This is a genomic window from Pseudoalteromonas sp. TAE56 (assembly GCF_000497955.1).
Classification (GTDB): Bacteria; Pseudomonadota; Gammaproteobacteria; order Enterobacterales; family Alteromonadaceae; genus Pseudoalteromonas.
In genome coordinates this window covers 42,296-65,036 of the sequence record NZ_AUTN01000106.1, presented here as the reverse complement: position 1 = coordinate 65,036, position 22,741 = coordinate 42,296, and the positions used below count along the sequence as shown (strand labels likewise).

General features: G+C 40.8%; 19 protein-coding genes and 1 pseudogene. 5 read left to right on the top strand and 15 right to left on the bottom strand.

The features are described from left to right. Window positions 1-28: 28 nt before the first annotated feature. Genes L656_RS0112705 through L656_RS0112695 form a run of 3 tightly spaced genes read right to left on the bottom strand, consistent with a single transcriptional unit; the run spans window position 29 to window position 1,245 of the window. Window positions 29-646 (bottom strand): LysE family translocator, encoded by a 618-nt coding sequence (locus tag L656_RS0112705; RefSeq protein ID WP_024599481.1) that lies wholly within the window; start codon window positions 644-646, stop codon window positions 29-31. Next, window positions 647-829, bottom strand: a complete 183-nt coding sequence (locus L656_RS0112700) for a hypothetical protein (RefSeq protein ID WP_024599480.1) — start codon at window positions 827-829, stop codon at window positions 647-649. It abuts the gene before it with no gap. Window positions 830-846: 17 nt separating this feature from the next. Beyond that, entirely contained in the window at window positions 847-1,245 is a 399-nt protein-coding gene (locus tag L656_RS0112695; RefSeq protein ID WP_024599479.1) for a DUF3224 domain-containing protein, read from the bottom strand. 91 nt (window positions 1,246-1,336) lie between these two features. Here L656_RS0112695 and L656_RS0112690 point away from each other — a divergent pair, with 91 nt between their 5' ends. Further along, a complete protein-coding gene (locus L656_RS0112690) occupies window positions 1,337-3,115 on the top strand; it encodes an ABC transporter transmembrane domain-containing protein (protein WP_024599478.1) in 1,779 nt (592 codons plus the stop codon). Here L656_RS0112690 and L656_RS0112685 read toward each other — a convergent pair. After that, window positions 3,112-3,744, bottom strand: coding sequence for an OmpA family protein (locus L656_RS0112685; protein ID WP_024599477.1), 633 nt, complete (start codon window positions 3,742-3,744; stop codon window positions 3,112-3,114). The two genes, L656_RS0112690 and L656_RS0112685, sit on opposite strands and share 4 nt — an antisense overlap. Window positions 3,745-3,934: 190 nt before the next feature. On the opposite strand from L656_RS0112685, the gene chrA reads away from it, so the two are divergent. Beyond that, window positions 3,935-5,089, top strand: coding sequence for a chromate efflux transporter (gene chrA / locus L656_RS0112680; RefSeq protein ID WP_024599476.1), 1,155 nt, complete (start codon window positions 3,935-3,937; stop codon window positions 5,087-5,089). Here chrA and L656_RS0112675 read toward each other — a convergent pair. The 4 genes from L656_RS0112675 to speA are packed head-to-tail and all read right to left on the bottom strand — an operon-like array spanning window position 5,049 to window position 10,066. After that, window positions 5,049-6,305, bottom strand: coding sequence for a mechanosensitive ion channel family protein (locus tag L656_RS0112675; RefSeq protein ID WP_024599475.1), 1,257 nt, complete (start codon window positions 6,303-6,305; stop codon window positions 5,049-5,051). The genes chrA and L656_RS0112675 overlap by 41 nt on opposite strands. Next, the gene (locus L656_RS0112670; protein ID WP_024599474.1) at window positions 6,302-7,222 is read right to left on the bottom strand and encodes an acetyltransferase; all 921 of its coding nucleotides are present in this window, start codon (window positions 7,220-7,222) and stop codon (window positions 6,302-6,304) included. Before L656_RS0112670 ends, L656_RS0112675 begins: the two co-directional genes overlap by 4 nt. Before the next feature lie 18 nt (window positions 7,223-7,240). Beyond that, window positions 7,241-8,125, bottom strand: a complete 885-nt coding sequence (locus L656_RS0112665; RefSeq protein ID WP_024599473.1) for an acyltransferase — start codon at window positions 8,123-8,125, stop codon at window positions 7,241-7,243. A 60-nt stretch (window positions 8,126-8,185) separates the two neighbouring features. Further along, complete coding sequence (gene speA / locus L656_RS0112660; protein WP_024591379.1) at window positions 8,186-10,066, bottom strand: biosynthetic arginine decarboxylase; 1,881 nt, start codon at window positions 10,064-10,066, stop codon at window positions 8,186-8,188. 198 nt (window positions 10,067-10,264) lie between these two features. Here speA and speE point away from each other — a divergent pair, with 198 nt between their 5' ends. Further along, a complete protein-coding gene (speE, locus tag L656_RS0112655; RefSeq protein ID WP_010554937.1) occupies window positions 10,265-11,128 on the top strand; it encodes a polyamine aminopropyltransferase in 864 nt (287 codons plus the stop codon). Window positions 11,129-11,348: 220 nt separating this feature from the next. Here the strand turns inward: speE and L656_RS0112650 are convergent, their stop codons facing one another. Together L656_RS0112650 and L656_RS0112645 are read right to left on the bottom strand one after the other, a co-directional pair. Continuing rightward, entirely contained in the window at window positions 11,349-12,581 is a 1,233-nt protein-coding gene (locus L656_RS0112650; protein WP_024599472.1) for a hypothetical protein, read from the bottom strand. Next, a complete protein-coding gene (locus L656_RS0112645) occupies window positions 12,571-13,194 on the bottom strand; it encodes a plastocyanin (protein ID WP_024599471.1) in 624 nt (207 codons plus the stop codon). The genes L656_RS0112650 and L656_RS0112645 overlap by 11 nt, the downstream gene beginning before the upstream one ends. Window positions 13,195-13,352: 158 nt before the next feature. On the opposite strand from L656_RS0112645, the gene L656_RS0112640 reads away from it, so the two are divergent. Further along, entirely contained in the window at window positions 13,353-15,395 is a 2,043-nt protein-coding gene (locus tag L656_RS0112640; protein ID WP_024599470.1) for a glycoside hydrolase family 97 protein, read from the top strand. Between the two features lie 22 nt (window positions 15,396-15,417). Here the strand turns inward: L656_RS0112640 and envZ are convergent, their stop codons facing one another. Both envZ and ompR read right to left on the bottom strand, forming a co-directional pair. Then, complete coding sequence (envZ, locus tag L656_RS0112635; protein WP_024599469.1) at window positions 15,418-16,731, bottom strand: two-component system sensor histidine kinase EnvZ; 1,314 nt, start codon at window positions 16,729-16,731, stop codon at window positions 15,418-15,420. Between the two features lie 5 nt (window positions 16,732-16,736). Further along, window positions 16,737-17,456 (bottom strand): osmolarity response regulator transcription factor OmpR, encoded by a 720-nt coding sequence (gene ompR / locus L656_RS0112630; RefSeq protein ID WP_002959552.1) that lies wholly within the window; start codon window positions 17,454-17,456, stop codon window positions 16,737-16,739. A 195-nt stretch (window positions 17,457-17,651) separates the two neighbouring features. Here ompR and L656_RS1000000122805 point away from each other — a divergent pair. Further along, a pseudogene (locus L656_RS1000000122805) lies at window positions 17,652-17,798 on the top strand (transcription elongation factor GreB); the annotation flags it as partial. A 506-nt stretch (window positions 17,799-18,304) separates the two neighbouring features. Here the strand turns inward: L656_RS1000000122805 and hsdR are convergent. From hsdR to L656_RS1000000123630, 3 genes are read right to left on the bottom strand one after another with little or no spacing between them, the layout of a single operon-like run. Continuing rightward, window positions 18,305-20,815 carry an EcoAI/FtnUII family type I restriction enzme subunit R gene (gene hsdR, locus L656_RS0112620; RefSeq protein ID WP_024599468.1) on the bottom strand — a complete coding sequence of 837 codons (2,511 nt, stop codon included), beginning with the start codon at window positions 20,813-20,815 and terminating at the stop codon, window positions 18,305-18,307. Next, window positions 20,815-22,002, bottom strand: coding sequence for a restriction endonuclease subunit S (locus L656_RS0112615; RefSeq protein WP_024599467.1), 1,188 nt, complete (start codon window positions 22,000-22,002; stop codon window positions 20,815-20,817). The genes hsdR and L656_RS0112615 overlap by 1 nt, the downstream gene beginning before the upstream one ends. Next, on the bottom strand, window positions 22,002-22,703 hold the full coding sequence (locus L656_RS1000000123630) for an HsdM family class I SAM-dependent methyltransferase (protein WP_446727580.1): 702 nt from the start codon (window positions 22,701-22,703) through the stop codon (window positions 22,002-22,004). The genes L656_RS0112615 and L656_RS1000000123630 overlap by 1 nt, the downstream gene beginning before the upstream one ends. Window positions 22,704-22,741: the final 38 nt, after the last annotated feature.

The following is a 22,741-nucleotide window of genomic DNA, read 5'->3' as shown; positions in this document are numbered from 1 at the left end:
TGCAAGCTTCAATAATCTCTACTCAATCTTACAAGCTAATAACAACTTTTATAGCAAGAGCAATAAACACAACACCCAGTATTTTATCAAGCCATGGGTTTTGCTTAGTAAAGCCAAAGCGGGTTTTAGAAACCTCGGTCAATAATGCCACCAGCAAATACCAGCCGGTATCAATGACAAACACCGTTAAACACATAATTATGCCCACACTTAAAGTAAGTGCCTGAGGGTCTATAAACTGTGAGAACAAGGCTAAAAAGAAAATAGCGAGCTTGGGGTTTAAAAACGCAATGGCAAAACCATCTTGTAATGCTTTAGCTTCACTTACCTCACTTTTTTGTACTTCAAGTTCGTTATTACTTGGTTTTGCTAGCAATATTTTTATACCTAAATACGCCAAATAGGCCGCACCTAAGTAAACTAGTATTTGATAAACAGTTGGAAACTGCGTCATTAAAGCGCCTAACCCCAATAACGATGCACCGGCATACAAGCCAACGCCAATACCATGACTGAGCGCGGCAAGCATACCGTTTTTCATACTGCCATTAAGCGAGTGCTTTAAAACCACCGCTAAACTTGGTCCTGGTGACATTGCACCCATCATGCAGATAGCCGCTAGGCTTAACCATACTGAAAGTGTCATCTAAAGCTCGTCAGTTTCAATAAATAATGTATAACCGTGCACTTGCCCATAAAAGCCAGTTAATGGCACTGCGTTTATTACTTTCCAACCATCTTGGTTTAATTCCTGTATGCGATCATTCAGTGCGACTATATCTACGCCACCCAAAAAACGGGTCTTTCTAAATTCGATTACTTTTTGCATTTTAGTCCTTGTGTGCTTTATAAAGTGTATTCAAAATCGTAGTAGTGAATTCCTTGCTCAATACGTATTTTCATACTGCCAGTTAACCCTTCTAGCTCATTAGTGCCTGAATCGGGTATTACATTTAAAATTAGGCTGTCTTGCCCTTTATCCATCGTGCCAAAATGCTGCAGTACAAAACTGCCTTTTTTGCCGTCAAGCTCACCTATCACTTGCTCTATGGCAACATAACCGGCACTGCCTTGGGTTGGTGTCATGGCGCTTAGCATTTCGCCCTGGCTGGTAGCATTAAGCACACCACTAAATGTTTTATCTATCGACATACGCCCTAAGTTAATACCATTTTGGCCGCTTGCGTAGCCTTCTATTGGCGCTAGATTTACATTAAATTCTCCACTTACGGTTGCAGTAGTCATAACGTTTCCTTATTGATGCTAATATTTAAGAGTATTGATTTTTATTATCTTAGTGCCATATCTATACCTTAACCTTTAAAAAGAATCCACTATGTCAAAAAACACCTCTGCATCCGAAAAAGCTGCGTTTAGCAGTTTATTACCTGTTTTTGCGTTTATTAAACCGTACAAATGGATGGTAGTAGCCGCCCTAGCTGCGTTATTAGTTACCGCAGGCGTTAACTTGTCATTAGGGCAAGGTGTTAAATTTGTTATTGATCATGGCTTTATTGCAGGATCAAAGGCCCAATTACAGCAGGCCGTATTAGTACTTATTGGTTTAATCAGCTTGTTAGCGATAGGTACCTTTAGCCGTTTTTATTTAATGTCGTGGATTGGCGAACGAGTCAGTAACGATATTCGAAAAGCCGTATTTAATCGTATTGTAACGCTGCACCCTAGCTATTTTGAAGAAAACCGCAGTGGCGAGCTTATGTCGCGTTTAACCACCGACACCACATTACTGCAATCAATTATCGGTTCATCTTTTTCTATGGCGCTGCGCAGTGTACTTATGTTGATTGGTGGCTTAGCTATGCTGTTGTTCACTAATTTAAAACTTACTTTAGTGGTTGTAGCCTGTGTACCACTGGTACTTGTTCCCATGATGATATTTGGTCGCAAGGTACGCAAACTCGCAAGCTCTAGCCAAGATGCCATTGCCGACATAAGTACCTATGCCGGAGAAATCATACAAAATATTAAAGTAGTGCAAAGCTATAGCCATGAAGAGCAAGAGCAACATGCCTTTGCGCTTGAGACCGAAAAAGCCTTTAACGTGGCTAAAAAACGTATTAAGCAACGTTCATTTTTAATAGCCGTGGTGATTTTTTTAACCTTTAGTGCCATTAGCGCTATGTTATGGGTAGGTGGTAATGACGTACTTGCAGGCACCATGAGCGGGGGTGAGCTAGGTGCGTTTGTGTTTTACGCTATTATGGTTGCAATGTCGGTGGCAACCGTTGCTGAAGTATATGGCGAACTACAACGTGCAGCAGGCGCTGCGGCGAGATTACTTGAGTTACTTGCTGTTAAAAGTGAGATAGAAAACCCGCTAAACCCACAAGATAGTCATTTACTGCATGATAGTAGTAGCCCTGCGATTACGCTTGAAAATATAAGCTTTAACTACCCTTCTCGCCCAGACGTAAGCGCGCTTAATAAAATAAGCCTAAATATAAATCAAGGCCAAACCGTGGCAATTGTTGGCCCTTCTGGCGCAGGTAAAACAACATTATTTGAATTACTACAGCGCTTTTACGATCCTGCTAGCGGAGCCATTAAATTTAAAGATGTAAACATTAAAGATTTATCACTTAATACTCTGCGCAATAAAATGGGCATGGTAGCGCAAAACCCTATTTTATTTAGCTCCGATGTAATGCATAACATTCGTTACGGCAACCCAAGTGCAACCGATGAGCAAGTATATGCCGCAGCAAAGTATGCGCATGCCGATGAATTTATCAAACAGTTACCGCAAGGTTATAACAGCTTTTTAGGTGAGCAGGGTGTGAGGTTATCCGGTGGGCAAAAGCAGCGAATTGTGCTTGCACGTGCCATATTAAAAGACCCTGAAATACTTCTTCTTGATGAAGCCACCAGCGCGCTGGATGCGCAAAGTGAGCACCATGTACAAGCTGCACTTGAGCATTTAATGCAAAACAGAACAACGTTAATAATTGCCCATCGGCTGGCAACGGTAAAACATGCCGATGTAATTGTAGTAATGGAAAATGGGGAAATAATAGCAACGGGTACTCACCAAGAGTTGTTAGCAAGTAACCCGCTGTATCAAAAACTGTGTGAATTACAGTTTAATAAGGATTAACCTTCGGTATTTGGCACTATCTGAATTTCTACACGGCGGTTTTGAGCACGGCCATTTGCACTATCATTAGTTGCAATTGGGCGTGTTTCGCCATAGCCCATGGTGCTAATACGTGTAGCCATAATTTGTTGGTTCACTAAGTAGTCTTTCACACTTTGTGCGCGTTCACGCGATAGGTTCATGTTGAAGCTATCTTTACCCGTACTGTCGGTATGACCTTCTACACTAAGGTAGGTTTTTTCGTACTTGTTCATTACTTTAGCAATCGCATCTAACGTATCGTTAAAGCCTGATGAAATATAAGATTGAGCAGTCGCAAACGTAATGTTTGATGGCATTACTAAGCGTAAGTTATCGCCCTCTCGTACTACTTCTACACCAGAGCCCGCTAATTCATCACGAAATGCTTCTTCTTGCTTATCCATGTAGTCGCCAACAGCTGCGCCCGCTAGTGCACCAATAGCTGCACCAATAAAAATACGTTTATCTTTATGATTACCCGTAGCCTTACCTAATACACCTCCGGCTGCGGCGCCTATAGCGGCTCCTTTACCTGTGTTATTCATTTCACAACCAGAAAGTAATACAGCTACTACGGTTACGCTTAAAAGTGATTTAGTTAAAGTCATGGTGATACCTTATTCATTAAGAATTTAGCAAGAGTATGCAAATACATGTATGAACAAACTATGAAGAGAGTGTTAAAAGCAACGCATCTTGCTTGATTGTTAAACAGACCTCAAACTAATGTGCCATTTTAATAAAAATGTCATACTACGCTGTGACAATTTAATGAATTTTACAAAGGATATTGGCGCAATGTTAATTGCTATTTTTAGACAGTTTTTTTTACTAGGGTGTATGAGCTTTGGAGGCCCTGCTGCGCATTTAGGTTATTTTAAACGCCACTTTGTAGATTCGTTAAATTGGTTAACTAACACGCGTTACGCACAACTTATTAGTTTAAGCCAAGCACTGCCTGGGCCGGGCTCTAGCCAAGTTAGTTTTGCTATTGGTGTTGAGCGTGCTGGAGTACTGGGTGGTATAGCTGCTTTTGTAGGTTTTACTCTGCCTTCGTTTTTAATAATGGTGCTGCTTGCGGTTAGTGCTCATCAGTTTGACGCTGTTTACTTTGCTATTATTACAGGCTTAAAGTTATTTGCCGTTGTTATAGTTGCTGATGCCACACTTAGTATGGCTAAAAGCTTTTGTACAAGTGCTGCGCTTAAGTTACTTGCCGTAATGAGTACACTTGCTTTGGTATTATTTCCAATGATGGCCACTCAAATCGCTATTTTAATAACCGCTGCAACAGTAGGTGCTATATGGCCTTTATTAAAACTGGGTACAGCCACAGAAAATGTTAGCAGTACAAAAAGCAATATTAATTGGATTGCACTGGGGTTATTTGCGCTCTTACTTGGTGTGAGCTTTATTCCACTAGGCCATGAGTTTGCTTTGTTTGCCCCTTTTTACCAAGCAGGTGCAATGGTGTTTGGCGGCGGACACGTAGTACTACCAGTACTTCAAGCAGGCGTACCAGCATTGAGTGATGATCAGTTTTTAAGTGCTTACGCGAGTGCACAAGCGGTGCCAGGACCTATGTTTACTATTGCTACTTACTTAGGCGCACAACTTACTACAGAGCAACCTTTAGTGGGTGCTCTTATAGCTACACTACTTATATTTATGCCTGGTTTTTTACTTATACTCGCGTTTCAAAAGAGCTGGATTAACTTGGCAAGTAAGCCACGCTTTGCAAGCTCAATAGCGGCGCTTAATGCTGCGGTAGTCGGTTTTTTAGCGGCTGCACTGTATTCGCCAATCTGGACATCAGCTGTGCATAGTCTTTGGCAAGTTGCGTTAGTAATAATTGTATTTGCATGGCTGCAATTTAAAAAGCCACCTATTTGGTGGCTCTTAGCTTTGTTTATTACTGTGGGTCTTTTACAACACTATTTGCCATCACTCTAAATGTTGGCTTATCTGTTTGTTGCTCGTTAGGAGGGCTTAACTGCCCACTAACACTTTGATACGCCCTAAGCCCAAACACAGGTAATACCGCAAGCAAATGATCCATTATTTCGGCTTGTAAGTGCTCGTACGAAATCCAGCGTTTATCTTCACTAAAGCAATAAAACTCAATAGGCAAACCATGATTAAGTGGTTGTAGCTCTCGTACCATTAACGTAAGCGACGTATTAATTTTACTGTGCTGTTTTAAATAGCCTTCAGCATAGCGACGAAATAGCCCTAAATTAGAAACCTGAGCAGGTAATGTCGTCACTCGAATATAGTCGTGCAGCGGAATAGCCGCATCAATTTGTTTTCTAAACTCATCACCCACTAAACAAATACTGTGCATATCTATGTTAAGTGAACGTTTAATACGCCTACCGCCCGACTCTTGCATGCCGCGCCAGTTTTTAAATGAACCCGCTACCAACATATAAGTTGGAATAGTTGTTATGGTGTTATCCCAGTTACGTACCTTTACAGTGTTTAAACCCAAATCAATTACTTCGCCATCGGCGCCGTAGTTTTCTACTTGAATCCAATCACCATAGGTTACTAAACGGTTTGCTGCTATTTGAATACTGGCTACAAAGCCTAAAATAGTGTCTTTAAATACTAATAACGTAACGGCAGCAATAGCACCAAAGCCAGAGAGAATATAAGTAGGTGACTTCTCAAGAAAAATGCTCACAATTAAAATTGCACACACAATAAAGGTTATTAGCTTAACAACCTGAATTAAGCCTTGAATGGGTACTTCGCGGGCAAACTCTAACTGGTTATAAATAGTACCCGCAATGCTCACAATACTACTAAAAATGAACCCTGCATAAATAATGAGTAAAGCTTGTCCTATCGTTTTTAGTATTTCTGCTGCTATTTCGTTAACTGGGTATACACTATCAAATGTAGCTAAAAACAATACGCAGCAAAGCATTCCTGCAATACGTTTATTTAGCTTATTAAGCATAGGCGAAAGCGCACCAATTCGCTCAGGGGAAAGCCTCGTCACTATTTTTTGAATGCCAGGTAACATTAACCTACGAGTAAATAAGTAAACAATTAATAAAGAAAAGATCCCTATCGAGACTGCGGTGATTGAGCTAAGAAAATCCGCGTCGGGTACTTTTTCAAACCAAGGAGCAATTAATTCCTGTAGGTGGGTGTTGGTCATAGTGTTTCAATTTCCTTACTGATTTGTGGTTCAGGTAAATCTTGTTGAGCATAAATGTCGGCAAGCTGCTGATCTTTAGCAACCCATAGCTCATTCACATAATGTTGAAAATTAACTTTAAATACGTCATCGCTTTGATAGCTGCCCTGCATACTTTCATTAATGGGCGTTACGTTTATTGAAACATAAATAGAATCTAGCTCACCTTTTAACAAGTTACGACAAACATGATCTGTTTTACCGCTATACACTAAACTTGTATTAAGCATGGCATCAAATTGATCGGCTAATACTTCAAGCGCAAAAGCAATGCCGCCAGCTTTAGGCTTTAATAAATACTTAAAAGGACTTTGTTGCAGTTTATGTTTGGCTAGCGTATAGCGTGTACCTTCAACAAAATTAATGATGGTAGTAGGATGATGACGAAAATTACGACAGCTACGCTTGGTGCGCTCTACATCTAATCCTTTCAACTTTGGGTTTTTAGCTAGTTGCGCTTTGCTTACCCGTTTCATAAACGGCATACCCATAGCCCACGCACCAGTCCCAATAAAAGGCATGTATTTTAACCCGTCTTTTAAAAAGAACTTAGGGGCAGGCAATGCATGTAATGAGCTAAGTACGGTTATATCTAACCAACTCGCGTGGTTACAAATAAGTAAATACCAACTTTTTGAGTTTAAGTCGCCACTTATATCAACCACAATATTAGGGCAACCTAACCAAAGCCCTAAACGGTTGCCGTTACACCAACCTCGGTAAGCGCTGTGTAATATAGAGTTAACCACAGGCAAAGGCAGTAATAACTTAATAAGGCCCAGTACAAATACTAGCGAGCCAAAAAGTATCATGTTAGAAAACAATACGCAGCCTACAATTAAGCCGTTAAGCCAATTGGGTAACCACTTTTTTAGCATAACTGTAAGCTCATATTTTTACCTTTTACTTATGGTTTTTTCGAGCGATTGCAGTGTTTGCTCTTTGTTTTCCCATAAGCGGTTTAACTCGCTTTGAAAGCGAACTCTAAATTCAGAATCACCTGTGTAGTCACCAATAAGTTCTTCGCTTACCGGCCTTACTTCCACGTGTACGTTGATATTTTTTACCTTACCACCAGCAAAATCCATAAAAGTAGGAATGCCATCAGGGTAGTGAATTGTTACGTTAACCACTTTAGTAATTTGCTCGCCCATTGCTTGCATTACAAAAGCAATACCACCCGCTTTTGGTTTTAATAAATGTGGGAACGGGCTATTTTGACGTTCATGCTTTTGCGTAGTAAAACGAGTGCCTTCTACAAAGTTAACTACGGTTACTGGCATTTCTTTAAATTTTTCACACGCTTTACGCGTGGTTTCTAAATCTTTGCCACGCAACTTTGGATTCTTTTTTAATTGGCTTTTGCTCGTGCGAGTCATAAACGGAAAATCAAGCGCCCACCAACACAAACCTAAAATAGGCACGTAAATAAGCTCTTTTTTCAAAAAGAAGTTTAAAAATGGAATTTTTCGATTAAACACACGTTGTAATACTAAAATATCGACCCAGCTTTGGTGATTCGCTATTACTAGGTACCAATCCTTTAGTTTAAGGTCTTCAAGGCCAGTTACATTAAGTTTAGTTGGCGTAAATAACTTTTGATTTAAGCTATTAAAGGTAACCCAAATAGTTGCAAATTGCTTAGCTGCCCAGCTCATAAGCTTTTGTAAAGGCTTAATAGGGATAAGCTTTATAAGCCCACAAACAAAAATAGGCACAAACCAAAAAAGTGTGTTTATTGTGTAAAAAATAATACTAAATACACTGCGAATAACTGACATTACTTCCATTCCTTTAAACATTGCGCAGCCACTAATACTGCGCTTTCAGTTGCTTACAAATTAATCTTCAAAATAGGTATAGCCTTCAAGGCCTGCATTAAGCTCAGCTAAATAACCTTCTTTACACTGCGTCGATACATCAAGTTTATTAACTTGGTACGCAAAGTTGTCAGCTAAAATGGCGCTATCATAGTCAACAAACTTTAATACATCCTTAACGCTATCACCTTTTATGGCATTGGTTAACACATAACCTTCATCGTTAAGCTCTACGTGCACCGAATCAGTGTCACCAAATAGGTTATGTAAGTCACCTAAAATTTCTTGATACGCACCTACCATAAACATAGCAATGTGGTATTGCTCGCCATGCTTATATTCTGGTATTGGTAGGCTGGTTTCGATACCTGCGCCTTCAACGTACTCACGAATTTGCCCGTCAGAGTCACAGGTAATATCTTGAATAATCGCGCGCTGAGTCAATGGTTGAGTTAAGTTTTCGATTGGCATCACCGGAAACAACTGCTGAATACCCCATACATCAGGCAATGACTGAAATAATGAAAAGTTAACGAACAGTTTATCTGCAAGTTTTTCGTTTAAATCGTCCAGTACTTCACGGTGCGCGCGCGCGTTATTACTAAGTGATGCCCGCACACGATGTAAAATAGTAAAGTAAAGCTGCTCTATTTTCGCCCACTCTAGCATGCTTACTAAGCCATGCACGTACTGATCGTGCGCTTCGCTAAATAAGTGCATAGCATCGTGATAAATCTCAAGCGCCATACGCGGGTTCAAACGCTGTAAACACTGCCACATTTCATCAAGTACTAATGCGCTATTTTCAAGTGGTGGCTCTGGATTTAGATGATTAGGCGCTTTTTCTACGTCAATTACATCAGTAATTAATACCGCATGGTGAGCCGTTAAAGCACGCCCCGATTCGGTGATAATAGCCGGATGCGTAAGATTATGCTGGTCACACACTTCTGCAAATGCATTCACTACGTTACGCGCGTACTCTTCTACGGTGTAATTCATTGAACACGCACTACGTGAGCCAGAGCCCTCGTAATCAACGCCTAAGCCGCCGCCCACATCAACGGTATTTAACGGTACGTTTAATTGTGTAAGCTCAGCAAAGTGGCGTGCACATTCACGTAAAGCACGGTGAATATCGCGAATGTTGGCAATTTGAGAACCTATATGAAAATGCACCATTTGCATTAGGTGCAATTTATTATGCTTTTTAAGCACTTCAACTGCGCTTAGTACTTGACCCGCAGTTAAACCAAACTTGCCTTTTTCGCCGCCCGTATTTTGCCACTTGCCTTTGCCTACTGAGTTTAGGCGAATGCGAATACCAATAGCCGGTTCAATGCCTAGGTTGTCTATTTCTTCAAGTAGTGTGGTCAGTTCTGAAAGCTTTTCTACCACAATTTTTACGCTGTGGCCCATTGCTTGACCAATACACGCTAAGCGTAAAAACTCACTGTCTTTATAGCCGTTACATACAATAGTGATTGGCTCTTTTGCCACGCCCAAAATAGCCATAAGTTCTGGCTTTGAGCCTGCTTCTAAGCCAACAAGCCCGCTTGGATGCGCTAATAATTTACTTACTACAGAGCGCTGTTGATTTACTTTAATTGGATAAACACAGGTGTATTTGCCATTATATTCACGATTTGCTCGCGCTTGCGTAAACGCGTTAGTAAGTGTGTCTACACGATTTTTTAAAATATCAGTAAAGCGCACTAAAACCGGCAACGTTAAACCTTGTTGCTTAAACTGCTCAGTTAATTGCGTTAAAGAAATGGCCGGTTTTGTTTGGTCGCCATCTGGGTAAGCCACCAGTTCGCCTTGTGCATTAATATCAAAATAACCATCACTCCAATGAGCAACGTTATAAGTGGCGCGTGCTGTTTCTAAACCCCAGGTCATGGCAACTCTTCTTTAGTCAATTAGGTATAAAGGCGCATTTTAATACGTCACTATCCACTAGGCTAACAAAAATTGAACTTTCACTCACTCCTAACTAACTTTATTCGTCAAATCAGTTAAAATGTCATTGAGCAAAACGCCAAGCACTGGCAGAATTGCCCCTTTTTCATACTCAACCTAAAAAGTGTAATAGTAACTATGGCAAATTTAGATCAAAGTAAGTGGTTTACTGAAATTAGCGACCGCGATGGCAGCGCATTTTCATTACGTATTAATAAAAAGTTAGATGAAAAACAGTCTCCTTTTCAAAAGGTAGAAATGTTTGAAACCACAGACTTTGGTAATTTAATGATCATCGACGGGTGTACTATGGTAACAACCCGCGAGAACTTCTTTTATCATGAGATGATCAGCCACCCTGCACTTTTAGCGCATCCAAACCCTAAAAACGTCGTTATTATTGGCGGCGGCGACTGCGGTACTTTACGCGAAGTATTAAAACACCCAGGCGTAGAAACTGTAACGCAAATAGATATAGACGAAGTAGTAACGCAAATGTCGTTAAAATACTTCCCAGAGCTTTGTGAATCTAATAACGACGCCCGTGCAACGGTTATGTTTGACGACGGTATTAAATACATGCGCGAAGCCGCTGGCGAATCTATCGACGTGGTTATTGTTGATGGCACCGATCCGGTAGGTCCGGGTGAAGGTTTATTTAATCATGCGTTTTACACAAGCTGTTTAGATGCACTGCGCCCAGGTGGTATTTTAGTGCAACAAAGTGAATCGCCACTTATGCACATGCCATTATTAGTTGAAATGCGCGAAGCAATGCTAAGCGTAGGCTTTAACGATTTACAAACATTACCATTCCCACAACCAATTTACCCAAGCGGTTTATGGTCAGTAACACTTGCACGTAAATCACAAGCATTTGACGGCTTTAGAGAAGATGGCGCGGCACAAATAGCCGAGCACAGTGAATACTACAATAGCGGTATTCATCATGGCGCACTCGCTACACCTAACTACATGAAACGCGCATTCGATAAAAAATAATACCAATCTGCTTATATATGGGGTCTATTTAACGTTAAGAAAATTACGCTAGAACTAGGCAAAAATTTTTGTATCTAGTTGTTCTAAATAAAAAATTTTTAACGACGTTATAGTGCAATTTAATTCGTTAAATTGATCAAAGATTTATGCAGGTTGGTATAATCTATACCAATTTTATTAAACTAAAAAGGGAGCTTTAAATGCTCCCTTTTTTATACTTTTAAAAACGCCATTGCGCATTTAGCATTATTTGCTGCTGCGAGATTCGTTCATTAAATCCAATTGGCTCTCTATTTTTAGCAGCACTTTTAAGTGCAGAACCTTCAACCCCTATTTGTAGTTTATTAGTGAGCTGGTAGCGCCATGTTGCTGTTAAGCCTTCCCCATTGCTTGCATTAGGGTCAAACGCGGTTGTGTCGTTGTCAGTAACTTTAAAATAATCATAACGTACTGAAACGCGATGTTTGCCTTCTTTATGGCTCAGCATTAAATAATGACTATAAAAAGCATTATCAATTAATGCGTTACTGCCCATTTCAGTTTTGCCATTGAGTGCCTGAGCAATAAAACGTGTCTTGCTGTTAAATTTATAAAGCCAAGCGGCGCTCGTAAATCGAGTATTCCAAGCATATTGCCCGGAACTATAATTAACAGTATTTGGATCACCATTATTATCATAATAGTAGATTCTAAATTGAGACTGCTTTAAGTAATCCCAATGTATACCAGCGTAATAACCAAAGCGCCCGTCTACTTCCTCAAACGGTAAAACCTGATTAGCTTGCCAGCGTAATTCGTATTCGTTTAATGCCGCTACAGGCGCAAATTGCACGCTTTCGTTAAACGTTGTTTGTCTATCGTGTAATGCAAAGCCACGCCATGCGAGTAAAGTACCTGCGGGGTCATTGCCTTTAAATGTCGCACCCACAAAGCTAAAGCTATGTCTGCTGTTAAAACGTTTTGCTGGGCGCTTAATAGTTACTTCAGCACCAACGGTACGCACTTCCTCACCTATCCAGCTATTGATAGCTGAATTTGTATAGTTATAAGGAGAAGTCCAGCCTATATCAGGGTTTTCAAGCGACATAAGCGGATAAAATCCCCCTACGCGCACGTGCCATTTATAGTTACTGTTAGATAGTGGCTGATACTTTACAAAAGCTTGCGTAAAACCAAGGCCAACGTCAGGATCTTGATTCGCATTTAACACGCCGTGAGTCGACCAGCTAGATGCTAAATCAACATTAAAATCTAAAATACCTTGCGATAGAATAAGCTCATCACTTTTAGTATCGTGCCGATATAGTCCGATACCGCCTTCTTGAAAACTAAGCGTATTATCACCCTGCACGGCTCTAATTTGTATTAAGCCTTTTACTTGTGCATACAACACATTACTAAAACATAAAGCACCGGCTACAAGTGCCAGTCTCATTAGCCTATTAATAATCATCAAATTCATCCGTAGCAAAATCAATTTGCTCCGCTATTTCCTGCTTTACTTTATAAATGATAGGGTTGGTAGCCACAGTAATAGTTTGAGATTCAATCTTACTAATATCGCTAAACCCAGAATGCCAAACACTTAACGTGTATTCGCCTGCATTGGCATTTAAATCTACATGTCCATTTTCATCAGTGATTGCAAAAATAGTACTATCTACCACCACTATATAACCTAACATCCAATCATGAATATTACAGCCAAGCTCAACAACACCCGTTTGTTCAAAAGTAATGGGCGCTTTTGGGTGCTCCTTATATAGCTTTAATTCAAATGTTTTAGCTTTAGAAAATGAATAAACATGATGCATGATTGAGTCCGCATTCGGAAACTCTACCTTTGCATTTTGTGGGACAACTAAAATACGCGGCTTAAATTCTCGATTTTGCTGGGTCATCGCATAAGGTGCTTCTGGAGGAATAACGCTAGAGGGGCCTCCTGCAGTTAACCATACAACAGCATTAGGTAATGGGTCATTATTAGCATTTTTAATTGTAATATTTGCTGCAAAAACTCCAGTACTAACACTTAGTAAAAATACACAAAGTAAGCTTTTTATCATTTTCTTGTCGCTATTATCAATTTGTTTACATTATAGACCGATTAAGCCAGCAAATTCTTTCTATTTTTTAAAACATTGAATACGTATGTAGGCAGTCGTATTAATCATCAACAGTCATTATCCTTAAATGTCACCACCGACTCATCTAAGGACACACCATGAGAATACCAGCACTTGTGCTTTTAGCCTTTGCTAGTAATAGCTACGGACAAACCGTAGAGCTAAAATCGCCAGACACACAAATAACAGTAAGCATTTCTGACGAAAACAACACGCCAAGCTACGCAATAAAATTTAAAAACAAAGCGGTTATAAACAAATCTTTACTGGGGTTTGAATTTAAAACACAAGCGGCCTTTAGCGACGGCTTTAAAATTAAAAGCATTGAACAACAAAGCGTTAACTCGCAGTGGCAACAACCCTGGGGCGAGCGCCAAAATGTTGTTGACGAATATAACGAAGTAGCCGTTACTTTTACAAAAAATGAGACAAATAAAGGCACCTACACTATTCGATTTAAAGCATTTGATAGTGGCGTAGGTTTTAGATACGAAGTACCACAACAAGTAGGCTTCGAACATACAGAAATAACCAAAGAGTTAACTGAATTTGCAATAAACAATAGCCATGATGCAACAGCATGGTGGATACCTGCTCGTGGCTGGAACCGCTACGAATATGTTTACAACACCACCCCACTTAACGAAGCTCCACTAGCCCACACACCATTTACGTTTAAAACAAGTGATGGTACTCATATTAGTATTCATGAAGCCGCACTTGTTGATTACGCAGGCATGGTACTTAATCAGCGTCGCTCTGGTACGTTTACTGCCGATTTAACGCCGTGGTCAGATGGTGTCGCCGTTAAAAAACAAGGTGCTTTTAAAACACCATGGCGCACCATTCAAATAGCCGACAGCGCTGTTGGCTTAGTTAACTCAGATATAATACTAAATCTAAACGAGCCTAATAAACTCGGTGACGTGTCGTGGGTTAAACCTGGTAAATACGTCGGTATTTGGTGGGGTATGCATATAAACACGCAAACTTGGGGTAGCGGTAAAGAACACGGCGCCACTACGCAAACCACAAAATACTATATGGATTTTGCAGCGCAGTATGGTTTTGATGGCGTACTCGTTGAAGGCTGGAATATTGGCTGGGATGGCGATTGGTATTTTAATGGCGATGTATTTAACTTTACCAAACCGTACGACGACTTTGATATAGCAGCGCTTACTCAGTACGGCAAAGAAAAAGGCGTACAACTCATTGGCCACCATGAAACATCAGGCAATGTAAGCAACTACCGTGACCAAATGGAAGATGCTTTTGCCCTTTACGAAAAATCAAACGTAAGCCAAGTAAAAACAGGTTATGTAGCCGATGGCGGAAATATAAAACGTATAGACAAAAACGGTATTGCTCGCCACGAATGGCATGACGGCCAGTTTATGGTTAACGAATACCTTTATAACGTAAAACTTGCAGCTAAACATAAAATTAGCATTAACACTCACGAGCCAATTAAAGATACAGGCCTGCGCCGTACTTATCCAAACTGGATTGCGCGCGAAGGCGCACGCGGACAAGAATACAATGCATGGGGTTCGCCACCTAACCCACCAGAGCATGTACCAATGCTTGCTTTTACCCGCATGCTATCTGGGCCGATGGATTTTACGCCAGGTATTTTTGATATGAGCTTTAATGGTTTAGGAGGCGATACAAACCGCCCACAAACCACTCTCGCCAAACAACTCGCACTTTACGTTGTTTTGTATAGTCCAATTCAAATGGCTGCCGACTTACCTAAAAACTACTTAGCTAAGCCCGATGCGTTTCAATTCATTCAAGACGTACCAACAGATTGGCAGCAAAGCATTGCTCTTGATGGTGAAGTAGGCGACTTTATTGTATTCGCTCGTAAAGAGCGTAAAAGCACTAAATACTCAGGAAACGATTGGTACTTAGGTGCTGTTACTGACGAAAAAGCCCGAACTATTGAGGTAAAACTCGACTTTTTAGAGCAAGGCAAAAAGTTCGAAGCGCAAATTTATAAAGATGGTAAAAACGCAGAGTGGAAAAATAATCCGTACGATATAACTATCGAAAAACGTATTGTAACTACAGACGATAAACTAACGCTTGAGCTTGCCACCAGTGGCGGCACAGCTATTCGTTTTAAAGCACTTTAATATAATAAAACCCCTGCATTTACTATGCAGGGGTTAATACTTTTATTGGCAAATATACTTGTGCACTTAAACCGCCTTCTGGACGGTTTTCTAGTTTTACTTTACCGTCGTGCATATCAACAATGCGTTTAATAATAGCAAGACCTAAACCACTGCCTTCACTGCCACGTGCAGCATCGCCTTGTTTAAAGGGCTCAAACACAGACTCTAATTCGTTTTCAGGAATGCCGGGGCCACTATCGTTTACAGCAATAACCACGTATTTTTTGTTTGAATTAAAGTAGCTAAGTACTTCAATATCGCCCTCAGAATAACGCAGTGCATTACCAATCATATTGGTAATTACACGCTTAATAGCCACAGAGCTTAACGGTATATTGCCTATATTAGGATTACTTTTAAAGGTAATAGTACGTTGATGTTGAAGCTCAGAATTGACAACCTCGGCAACTAAAGCATTTATATCTTCGCAACTTAGTTCTTCACGTTTATGGTGGCGTAAATACTCAATAAACTGATCAATAATCCCGTTCATGTCTTCTATATCGTAAATTATACCTTCACGAAGATAATCATCTTCATCAACCATCATTTCGGTAGCTAAACGAATACGCGTAAGCGGCGTACGTAAATCATGAGATACACCGGCCATTAGTAAACGGCGGTCGTTTTCGAGTGCGGCAATTCCGCGCGACATTTGGTTAAACGCACGCGTTACTTCTATTACCTCTGTTGAGCCTTGTTCTTCTAACTTAGTAGAAAAATCGCCTTTACCCACTTTCACAGCAGCTTGTTGCAGTGCTTTTAATGGCCTATTGAGGTGCCTTGCAAACAACCACCCACCCAGCACACTTAAAAAACCAATACTTGATAAGTAAAACGTTAAAAACTCTAAGTTATTCTCTTTAAAGCCTTTAAGCGGTACCTTTACCCAATAACCTGGTGCTTGCGGTGCTTCAACCCAATAAATCAACGGATCAGTTTGGCTAATACGTACACGAGAGTAACCACCAAGTTGCTCAGTCATACTACGCGATAGCATAGAATACTCGCGGCTTTGCCCAAGCCCTTGGCGCATTGCTTCTCGCTGAGTCATCACTTCAATGCCAGTGATTTCAAAAAACTTTGCAGATACTTCGTCGTTTATTTCAACGCCATCTTCCCAGTCAATAAATACCGTTTTAATTTGCTTAGCAAGCATCAAGTTAACTTGCTCAATGGTTGGTTTTACAACATAAAAACTAACCGTAACATAAGACACTATTTGATTTATGAGTAGCAGAGCCGCCACTAAAAAAACAGTTTGTCCAAAAGCACTGCGCGGAAACATGCCCATAAATATTACTTTTCACCGTCGGGAACAAACACATACCCCAAACCCCAAACGGTTTGAATATAACGTGGATTAGCAGCATCTACTTCAATCATGCGTCGAAGTCGCGACACTTGCACATCAATACTTCGCTCAAGCGCACTGTAATCACGCCCACGCGCTAAGTTCATTAGCTTATCGCGGCTAAGTGGCTCACGCGGATGCGAAACAAGCGCTTTAAGCACTGCAAACTCACCACTGGTAAGCGATATTGTTTTATCCCCTTCACTCATTTCGCGCGTTGCCAAATTAAGCGTAAATTTACCAAAAGCGATTAAGTTTTCTTCAGCAGCAGGTGCGCCTGGCACTTCTTTTGCGCGGCGACGTAAAATTGCTTTTATGCGAGCAAGTAGCTCACGTGGATTAAATGGTTTTGGAATGTAATCGTCAGCGCCAAGTTCAAGGCCAATAATGCGGTCTACTTCGTCGCCCTTTGCAGTAAGCATAACAATAGGAATTTCATTTTCTTTTTGGCGTAGACGGCGGCAAATCGATAAGCCATCCTCGCCCGGGAGCATTAAATCGAGAACCATTAAGTGAAAGTTTTCTCGCTCTAGGAGTCTATCCATTTGCTCCGAGTTTCCTGCGGTTCTAACAATAAAGCCTTGCTCTACTAAGTAACGTTCAAGCAAACTGCGTAAGCGCATATCGTCATCAACAACTAATACTTTTGTGGTTTCGTGTCCCATGATCTCTTTCTTATTTTTATATCCAATTACTAGTTAATATAAATGAAAAACTTAATAATCAAAAACTAATTACTTGCTTAGATTGTTACTGAACATTTCAAAGCTTACTTACTCGTACTTTATTATATTTTACGCTCGACAAGTTTTGACAAATTTAATAACGTGCACACCATTAGAGCTAATAAAGAATTCACCATGAAAACAAATTTAGTTACCCGCGAAGGTTACTTACAATTACAACAAGAACACGACCAACTATGGAACGTTAAACGCCCAGAAGTAACAAAAATAGTAAGCTGGGCAGCCAGCCTCGGAGATCGCTCTGAGAACGCAGACACGCAATTAGAACCATTACAAACATACTAAATACTATAAGAGCTAAGCTTTTAAAGCTTCAAAAACTAGTATGCGTACTATTTTTCATACTATTCAAAACTATAACTTTTCAAACTAGCCGAGATTAAATAGTAAAAAATTGAGCGTAATTTTTTCTTCTTAAGACGCACAGCTAGCATCACTTAAATTGCATTAGGGTAGAAACCTCCACTGTTATTTTTAGTTACTTATATATGATTGTTACTCGTGTAAAAATCCTGTTGATAACTCTCAGGATATAGAATGCGCGGCATGTAATTGGATTGTCTGTAGTTATTGTGGGGCGTGTGGGTGTGGGTATACTGGTTATAAGCACGCCTAGCAGTAAGAAGAGCAAAAGTAATTTTTGCTCTTCTTACCTTTTTTTAAATTAATAATTATATCAGCCTCTTAAGAGTATAGTCGCTCACTTACCCCTCAGAGGCATCAAGTAAGCTTTTTCAATTGCTTACTGATAGCTATAGATAATTTAACTACCTTGCATACAAATACTTCTGAAAACCTATAAATGTGTCGCGTATCGCGGCTGGTGAGCCAAATTCAATGGCGGCGTCGTTAATGGTGTTGTATTTAAGCTCTACTAAGCTGCGCATTTTTTTTGGTGCCAGTTCTTGAACGCCGTCTTCAATGTATTTACTTAATATAAAGTTGATAAACTCTTGTTGTTTATAATCGCTAAACGCTGAGTTTATTTTAGGTTTAGCTTGTTGAGCTCGCTCGGTGCGTGTTTGCGCTTCTGCGGCATAGGCTACGTACGATAAAACATCGTATACATCGCTGTCTTGAGCATCAATTACTGCCTTCATGCTATCGAGTTTTTCGCTATCGTAACCCGCTTCGGTTAAATCTTCTAATAGCTTTTCGCGAGTGGTTGGGTCGCTCCAGATTTCTCGTAGTTGGTCTTCGTTTTCAAAAAAGCGCGGTAGGTCATCGAACATACGTTCAACAAACTCTTTAGCTGTAATGGGCTTGCCTTCAGCACTCCAGTACATTGCTGAGGATATATGCTTTATTTGTCGTGTACGGCCGTCTGAGAGCTTTATTTCGAGCTTTTCGCATACACATGGTCTTTCGCCACATTTTTCACAGCCTTCAGGCTCTGGCTTTTCACAAACACATGGTTTTTGTTCACACACTTTACACGGTTTCTTTTCACCGGCACCATCGCCGCCAGTGTCTTCACATTGGCACGGGGTTGTGCCGCACTCTGGGCATACTTCGCTGGGTATTGGTTCACCATCCCAAGCAGGATCAGCAAAGTTATGGTGCGCTTTTACAAAGTCGTAAATGGTAAAATAGTCTTTGCCATCGTAAGTGCGGGTGCCTCGGCCTATGATCTGCTTAAACTCAATCATATTATTACAAGGACGCATGAGCACAATGTTACGGACGTTACGCGCATCTACGCCTGTAGAAAGCTTGCGTGATGTGGTTAAAATTGTTGGAATGGTTTTTTCGTTATCACAAAAGGTTTTTAAATCGTTTTCACCCGCTACACCATCGTTAGCGGTAACACGAACACAATAGTTAGTGTTGGTGGTCCAGCCTTTTTTTACTGCGTACTGATTAATAAAATCGCGCACCATACCGGCATGAACTTGTGTTGCACAAAACACGATGGTTTTTTCATTGGGTTTAAAGCGATCCATCCAGTAATGAACGCGGCGTTCTTCACGTTGTGGAATGGTGATAATACGGTTGAAATCGCCTTCTTTATAAAGCTTGCCGGGTTCTGGGTCGCCTTTTACAACAACGCCATCACCTTCTGTATAAATATACTCATCCATCGTGCCAACAATCGGTAACACTTTAAATGGCGTTAAAAAGCCATCGTTAATGCCTTCTTTTAGAGTATAGCTGTAAACAGGCTCGCCAAAGTAACCATAGGTGTCGACATTATCGGTGCGTTTGGGTGTTGCGGTTAAACCCAGTTGTACAGCAGGGGCAAAGTAATTAAGAATATCACGCCAAGCACTTTCATCATTTGCGCCACCACGGTGACACTCATCAATAATAATTAAATCAAAAAAATCAGTCGGATATTGCTCGTAATACGGGTTTTCTGCCTTTTTAATTGGCGCATTTTCATCATCTTCTGTTGTGGCTTCTTTTAATTCGGTTTTAGGACCACACATAAGCGCATGAAAAATAGTAAAAAATACGCTAGCATTTTTAGGAACGCCACCTCGTTTACGAATATCGTCAGGGGTGATACGTACAATGGCGTCTTCACCAAATGAGCCAAAATCGTTAAACGCTTGGTTGGCTAAAATATTACGATCGGCCAAAAACAAAATACGTGGGCGCTTTTTAGCAAGGTTTATATCTTTCTGCGCGGTTAAACTCCAACGGGTTTGAAACAACTTCCATGCGGTTTGAAAGCCAATACACGTTTTACCTGTACCGGTAGCCAATGTAAGCAGTATGCGATTTTTACCTTGGGCAATGGCTTCAAGCGCATTGTGAATGGCGTTTTCTTGATAATAACGGGGTGCCCAATCGCCTTTGGCTTCAAAGGGAATGCTGGAAAACGCATCACGCCAAGCGGTAGTGAAAGCGGCTTCAGGGGTATCACCTTTTTGCTCAAAAGTTAAATCCCAAAGCGCTTGCGGTGATAAGTATTCATCTACCAGCGTCTCAACACCGGTGAGCATATCAATTTGGTAAATATCATGGCCGTTGGTGGCATACGCAATCCGGCATTGCAGGCGTTGTGCGTAGTCTTTGGCTTGGCGCACACCTTCGCTATAAGTCAGGCTTTCTTTTTTGGCTTCTGCAGCGGCAAGCTTGCGGCCTTTGTATACCAGCACATAATCGCAAGGCACTTTATTAGCGCGTTTACCGCCGGCCATAATTTGGCCAGGGCAAATAAGCTCCCGGCGAATAAAGCTGTTATCAACTTCACCCCAACCCGCAGCAACTAACTTAGGATCAATTAAATCCGCTCTGGTGTCGGCTTCGTTACGCGTCCTTGCTTGTGACATTAGGCCACCGCTCCTTCTTTTTCTTTGGTCAACTCGCCGGAAAAGGCTTTTTGTAAGATGGATTTTTTGAGTTCGTCTATCGAGTTCAATTTATTATGATATACATGTTCCAAGCTTATTACGTGATTAAATAACTCATCAAAATTGCGCACAAACTTCTCGGTTAATTCAACCGGTGGAATCGGCAAGGCTAATTGCTTTAGAGACTTCCCTGTAAAATGTTGGATACCAGCCCCAGTAAAACTGTTTTTTAGAGTGCCATTACAATCGCTCAGATATAAATAGTATAAAACCCAGCGATTATAGAGTGGATTATGACAACGTATTCTATGCAAGGCTTTTTGGAAAAAGATATCTTCATCTTGCTCCCAAATAGCTCCACGCCCTGGATAACCACCCTCACAAATTACCAAGTCTCCTTTTTTAATAGCATATCTTTCATACTCACTATCCTCAAAACGCATTTCAAGAAGATCATCTGTATTTATATTAAACCACTGAACATTTTGATTTCTTAAATATGGCTTTGGATTGCCTTTATTTTTCTTTTTATCAAGCATTTTTCCCAAACATGTTTCAGCGATTTCAGCAATCTTCTTAACTCCCCAATCATCACCATGCTGGCTAAATACTTGCTGCAAGTAGCTTTCAAACAGCTCGCGAGCGTTTTTGAGGTTTTGCTCGGTCTTGGCGCGGGCTTGCTCTATATCGGCGAAGGCTTGGTCGAGAATGGCGACGATGCGTTTTTGTTCGGGGATAGGTGGAACGCTAACTTCAAAGGGCGATATATCCGCTTTACTAAATCCAGCTTGAGCGGATCGTTCTGCAACCGACATTAGTCGTTTTTGAAAACTTTCTGAGTGAAGATATAAATATAAAAAGTCTTTATCGATTATATCTGTATTTGGAATTGTTTTAATCAGAGCCACATTATATGCGCCTGATTTACCTCGATGAACTTGACCAACAGATGCACCATATCGCGCTAGCATTACATCATCATTTTTACATATACGGTTTTTCTTAGCCTCTGGTATATAAATAGCCTTATCATCGCTTTTAAAATCTCGTATTTGGAGAAGCCTAATATATCCATCTTTTTCTTCTTGAATAAATACAGACTTTGGAGGCTGCGAACCTCCTTGAAAATCACAAATATCGCCTAGTTTATAAGTTAGCCACCCCATCACAACAACTCCTGAATCTTACCCAGAATCGCTTCACTCTCTTTATCCAGCGCGATGATTTCTTCGATAATGGCTTGAGGTTCACGCAGTGGGGCTTCTTCCGCTTGATTCGGGTTTTTAACCGATAAGTCCCATGTTGCATCATCTAGTTCAGTCGTCGCCAATGACCAAGACTTAGCACTGTCCTCAAAGCCCTTTTGTAGTTCAATAAACTCTTTTAAGTCGTTATCGTTGAGAGGGTTGGTTTTACCCAAGCTGCGGCCAGGATCAAGCTGATAGAACCATGTTTTCTGTGTCGGTTCGCCTTTGGTGAAAAACAACACCACGGTTTTTACCCCAGCGCCTAAGAAGGTTTTTGCTGGGCAATCTAGCACGGTGTGTAAGTTGCAGTTTTCTAATAGCTCTTTGCGCAAGGCAATGGCGGCGTTATCGGTATTGGATAAGAAGGTGTTTTTAATCACAATAGCAGCACGGCCACCAGGCTTGAGCATTTTGATAAAGTGCTGCAAAAACAAGAAGGCCGTTTCACCGGTTTTAATCGGGAAGTTTTGCTGAACTTCTTTACGCTCTTTGCCGCCAAACGGCGGGTTAGCTAATACAATATCGTGCTGGTTGCTTGGGGTAATGTCTTGTAGGTTTTCGCCTAATGTATTGGTGTGGATCACGTTAGGGGCTTCGATGCCATGCAAGATCATGTTCATAATGGCGATAACGTAGGCTAAAGACTTTTTCTCTTTGG